Annotated in this window: 4 protein-coding genes; 1 reads left to right on the top strand and 3 read right to left on the bottom strand. The window is 56.2% G+C overall.

Annotation, left to right across the window (positions count from 1 at the left end):
* A partial coding sequence (locus VGE80_RS14145) for a PQQ-dependent sugar dehydrogenase (RefSeq protein ID WP_440593118.1) occupies positions 1 to 1,021 on the bottom strand: 1,021 nt, incomplete at its 3' end.
* A 237-nt stretch (positions 1,022 to 1,258) separates the two neighbouring features.
* Here VGE80_RS14145 and VGE80_RS14150 point away from each other — a divergent pair.
* Positions 1,259 to 2,077 (top strand): HAD family hydrolase, encoded by an 819-nt coding sequence (locus tag VGE80_RS14150; RefSeq protein WP_440593119.1) that lies wholly within the window; start codon positions 1,259 to 1,261, stop codon positions 2,075 to 2,077.
* Between the two features lie 240 nt (positions 2,078 to 2,317).
* Here VGE80_RS14150 and VGE80_RS14155 read toward each other — a convergent pair whose 3' ends face one another.
* Together VGE80_RS14155 and VGE80_RS14160 are read right to left on the bottom strand one after the other, a co-directional pair.
* Positions 2,318 to 4,354: a hypothetical protein gene (locus VGE80_RS14155; protein WP_440593120.1), complete on the bottom strand. Its 2,037-nt coding sequence runs from the start codon at positions 4,352 to 4,354 to the stop codon at positions 2,318 to 2,320.
* A gap of 519 nt (positions 4,355 to 4,873) precedes the next feature.
* Positions 4,874 to 5,247, bottom strand: a 374-nt coding sequence (locus VGE80_RS14160) for a hypothetical protein (protein WP_440593121.1), incomplete at its 5' end; no start/stop codon positions are given.

The following is a 5,247-nucleotide window of genomic DNA, read 5'->3' on the forward strand; positions in this document are numbered from 1 at the left end:
CACGATAGACGTGTCCACCCGTGATCGACTTGCCGATATCATGGTGATATTCGTAAATCGGATCGATCAGACCCGGACCGGCACTGGTACTGTTCGGGGCGAACTCGTGCTTGGCCTCACGCAGATTCCAGCCATAGTTGCCCCCTTTCGTAATCAGGTTGATTTCTTCCCACAGGTTCTGTCCGACGTCTGCCGCCCAGAAGGCACCGGTCTGGCGATCAAACGACATCCGCCAGACGTTCCGCAACCCGTAGGCATAGATTTCCGGCAAGGCGATCGGCTGCTTGTTGGCGAGTTTGCCGATGAAGGGGTTGTCTTTGGGGATCGCGTAGTTCAGTCCGGGATCCTTGTGATCGACGTCGATTCGCAGGATCTTGCCCAGCAGCGTCTGCAGATTCTGGCCGTTTCCATGTGGATCGTTACCGGCCCCGCCGTCGCCAATGGCGATGTAAAGGAAACCGTCGGGACCGAAGCAGATCGTGCCCCCTTTGTGGTTCCAGTAAGGATGCTTCACGACCAGCAGCTGTTCTTCGCTGTCGGGATCAGCCTTGTTGGGATCGTCTTTGGAGACCTTGAAGCGGGAAACGACGGTGGTATGAGGAGATTCCTGCGTCGTGTAATAGACGAAGAATTCGCCATTGGATTTGTACTTGGGGTGGAAGGCCATCCCCAGGAAGCCTTCTTCGTTTTCTTTATCGATGTAGACAACCTTCTTGGACATATCCAGGAAGACGGTCGTCTCTTTTGAGTCGGGCTTGAAGACGTGAATGATCCCCTGCTGCTGCGGAACGAAGATCCGATTGGATCCGTCGCCAGCGTGCGTCAGCAGGATGGGGCGCAGCGGGCTAGCCAGGCCATCGTCGTTTTCGGGCTGCCAGCCAGTCCACTTGAGGTCACTAAAGGCGACGACGGGTTCGACTTTGAGAGGAGATTCATCAATCTGGGCGTGCAAGTTACCGAGCAGACACGCTTGAATCATTGCGGCAAACAACATGACGCGATTCACAAGGATGCATTTCACGGTGAAGAGATTCCTGCGAGAGTGAACTGCGAACGAAGCACCATCCGGGTTGGATGCCTCTGGAGATTCATTGAGATAACATCAGAACTGTCGGAAACGCAACCGTATTGGGAAAGTTGTATCCTTCCTGCCACACTGTCAAAGTCCCCCTCGACTTTGACTCTGCTGGTGTTCGCACGCTAAACCATCCGTTTCGCAACGTCCCCCTGCCATCCTATTTCTGGACATGCCACCCGAATGCCCGAATTTATCCGTCCGCTTCAGAATCATCGTACTCCGCGAATTGCCGTCATCGACTTTGACGGGACTTTAAGCCTGATTCGATCGGGGTGGGTTGAGATCATGGTCGACCTGATGTTCGCTGAGCTCAGGCCGCTGACTCCTGCCTCGGAATCCGACGCCAATTTGACGGCGTTCATCAGCAACTTCGTTCTGAACCTGAATGGCCGGCCGACAATCTATCAGATGGATTACTTCGTCAAGACGCTTAAAGAACGGGGTGGACAGGCGGAATCGCCCGAGTCCTACACCCAGCAGTTCCTCGACGCGCTGATCCATAAAGCGGAACAGCGAATGGCGATGCTTGAGGCGGGGGAATGTTCGGCCGATGACCTGCTGGTTCCCGGTGCCCGAGCGTTTCTCGATGACCTTCGCGCACGTGGAGTGCAGATGACACTGGCCAGCGGTACTGCCGTGGTGAATGTCCGTCACGAAGCAAAGGTTCTGGGAATCGATCATTACTTCGAAGGCCGCATCTACGGTCCCGGGGCCGATTCGCGTGATTTCTCTAAACTGGCAGTGATGAAGCAGGTTCTCGCGGATTCAGGCTCACATGGTTCGGAACTGCTCGGCCTGGGCGACGGCTTCGTCGAAATCGAAAATGTGAAGGAACTCGGTGGAGTCGCGATCGGCTGTGCGACCGACGAGACTCACCGCAGTGGGCAGGTCGAAGACTGGAAGCGGACTCGGCTGATTCAGGCGGGTGCCGACATCATCGTCCCCGACTACCGAAACTGGCACCGCCTGACAAAAGTCCTGTTTCCCGCGTCGGCGTGATCGGGGCTATCAACCGTCGCACACATGCGTCGTCGCCAGGCAGGAGATTCTCAGCAAGTCAGGCCCCGGTGGCATTGTCGTCGGACTTTCTGCCGCCTGGCGTGTGGTCCGTGGAGTCTGTCACCCCAAAGTCGAGGAAACATCCGGGCCGGTTCTTGTACCTTGGTACAGGAACCGAGCCTGGATGATGTTCATTTTACGTCGGCAACGCTCGCCGGTGCCGGTCGCTGCATCCCTCTCTCAGCCGATCCGCTGGGCTCGAATGGGTCTGGAGAACATGGACGTGGTGCCCGTTGGACCGGTTACCGTTGCGCTGATGAATCCGGCAGCCCGAGGCTGGGGATCGACCAGCCCAGTGATTTTGAACTGGGCATGGCCCCTGGCATCCGTCGTGACCTGCGTCGTACCGAGGGAGATCTTTCCGTTACCTGGTTTCGCAGACGGATCAGCAAAAACTTCCACCAGGTAGGTCGTGCGAGGTCGGCCGATCAACGTTCCGCGGACTTGAGTCGTTCCATTGCTTGCGATTTGGGCGGAGACAAGTCGGGGAGCAGGCGGGTTCCAGATACCGCATCCAATCAAATGGATTCCGAGTCGGCCATTCTGGTAGATCGAGTTGCCAATGATGCTGTTCCCCGTTGCCCGATTGACCTGAACCCCATCATGAGCGTTGAAGGCGATGATGTTTCGATCAAGGTGAGTCACCCCATTACCCGGCGTGGGACCGTTCAACGGCGAGCCAATCTGATTTCCAGAGCTGCCGACAATGTAAATGCCGTTTCGGCCATTGCCTGCCGGGTTGCTTCCGGAAATGTCCGTACCAATGAAACTGTTGATAATGGTCACGTTACTGACGTGCTGGCTGATAGAAATTCCGTTCCACCGATTTCCCGAGATCAGATTCGCTGCTTCGAAGAAGGGTTCTTCACCTTCAGGAAATTCGGATCCTCCGAGGACGGATGGCTCGAATCCTCCGAGGGCGATGTTCGATGCACGACCGCTGATCTCAATTCCATTTTTAAGATTCGGTTGTGCCGTCGCCCCATTGGTTTGCATCCCGATTACCGACTGGCTGACTTGAACGGCCGCAGCGTTACCACTGATCTCGACGCCGTTAAGATGATTCCCCGAGAGCTGACTGGTAAGGATGATGGTACTGAATTCGGACGAACCGAAGTACTTTCCGCCCCCATTGGTCGTGATGAGGATCCCGTTCCCCTGATTTCCGACTTGAGCGGACGGATTAAAAGCCGCGATGCCGCCGAACGTATTCATCAGCAGCGTTCGCGAGGCGGTATCGCGGACTTCGACTCCGTTCAAGCCGTTGGCGGAGGCGACGTTTCCGAGTGGGATATTCAGTCCGAAGCGAGTCCCGTCAGAGTTTCCTTTGATGAGGACACCGTTGAGGCGATTGCCGACGGGAGTTCGGTTGTCTGCTCCAAGTCCGAAAAAGTTTGCGTAGATAATCGTGGAGTCTGAATCGTCGACAACCAGCCCGTTTCCTTTATTACCGCTGATGACATTGTAGAAGACAAAGGGATTGTCCTGATCCGGCGGAGTTGTTCCGTACAGCTTGTTGTTGTCAGAGTTCTTGATGACCACCCCATCGCCACCGTTGCCACGGGCCTTCGTCCCGCTGATATCCGTACCGATAAAGTTTCCCTGGAACAGGTTGTTATTGGCACCGTTCTCGACCAGGACGCCGTGGCGACCATTCCCGGAAATGACATTCCCCTGAGGAGGGCGAACGAAAACCGGCGTAGTTGTCGGGGGATTGGGGCGTGGTAGCGTGGTAATCCGGCCCGTAGGATTGTTTCGCTGATTGTTCGCGTCGTATCCGACCTCGTCTCCACCGATCACATTATTGGAGGAATGGATCAGGATCCCGTTGCCCGGGAAGTTGACGATCTCGAGCGCCATGATGATCGCGTTGCCACCTTCCAGCGTCAGACCATTGGCTTCGCCTCCGAGGTGGCGACCATCCAGGGTCAGCATCAGGCCGGCAAGATTGTCGACTCCACCCGCGGTGGTTCCATCAACGGTGGCGACAGCCGTCAGTGCGGGCAAAGGGACGGCACCTGCGGCACCCCCTCCGACGAAGATGGTATGGTTGCCGGGAGTGAGAGTGACCCCCGAAAACTGAATCACGTCAGGCGTGCTGGGTGTTCCCGTATTGAGTTCATTCGCTCGATTAATGACGTAACGCAGATCTCCGGTGTTGCCGGTCCCCACGTTGTTGTCACCCAGGCTGTTCACCGTGTAAGTGGTGAGCAGCATGCGGATTTCAAGCACTTCGGGTGACGTGAGTCTGCTCTGCTTTTTACGTGTCCGAAGACGTTGCCGACGGCGGTGATCCAGAACAAGCTCCCGGCATCGTCTGAACGCATGGGCGAGCACCTGCATATTTAAATTCCCGTAGCGGTGTAAGAGGGAGTATGGAGTGACTCTGTCGCGAAAAAGGAGAAATGTCGGTCACCGGCCCGTCGGGGGCTGACGAGTTCGTACTGAATTGCAGAATCGATAGAGGGTCTCGACGAAAGGCTGTGACCGGACTTGCTGCGGCGTTTGGACAAACTGCGATGCTCTATTACGATTCTCTGGAGAGCGCTTTCGCGATCACGATGGCACCAGACGGCTTGTCGGAACGAGGCGAAGCTCATCAAGAAACACGATGTCGGCAGTGCTCTTGCGGCGAGGAGAGTTCGCTTCATGTTCTCACTGTTAGAGAGGCGCGTGAAAGAATCGTTTTTCCGGACGATCGACGCCGACCATTCTGCTGAAGCGATACTTCGTGCATTACTCGTCTGGCATTGGGGATGGGGCAGGGACGTCGGCGGCGTCGTCGGGACCGGCGTCGGCCGTAGCCAATGGCGTTTCGGGGGAGTCCGCGGTTGTGTAGAGACTCATTCCGCTTTCGGTCTGCTTGAACTTGTAGTGGCCCGAGCCGAGTGTGTACTTGGTGGGCGTTCCATTTCCGAGCGTCACTTCGATGGTCCATGTCCGGTCGTTAGTGAATCGCTGCACCGTCCCGGGCTTCATGGTGTAGGAAGCTCCGTTCAGCGTGTACTGCACTTCCTGTTCGTTCGTTGGTGGACTGAAAATGACAACTTCTCCCTGATCAAAACTGGCATCCGTTTGCCGCAACGCGGTATTCGAAAGTGTCAGGTTCT

It is taken from the genome of Schlesneria sp. (genome assembly GCF_036405755.1).
Taxonomy (GTDB): Bacteria; Planctomycetota; Planctomycetia; order Planctomycetales; family Planctomycetaceae; genus Schlesneria; species Schlesneria sphaerica.

Coding starts and splice junctions, on each gene's coding strand:
- VGE80_RS14150 (WP_440593119.1), top strand. CDS start 1,259: ATGCCCGAATTTATCCGTCCGCTTCAGAATCATCGTACTCCGCGAATT.
- VGE80_RS14155 (WP_440593120.1), bottom strand. CDS start 4,354: ATGCTGCTCACCACTTACACGGTGAACAGCCTGGGTGACAACAACGTG.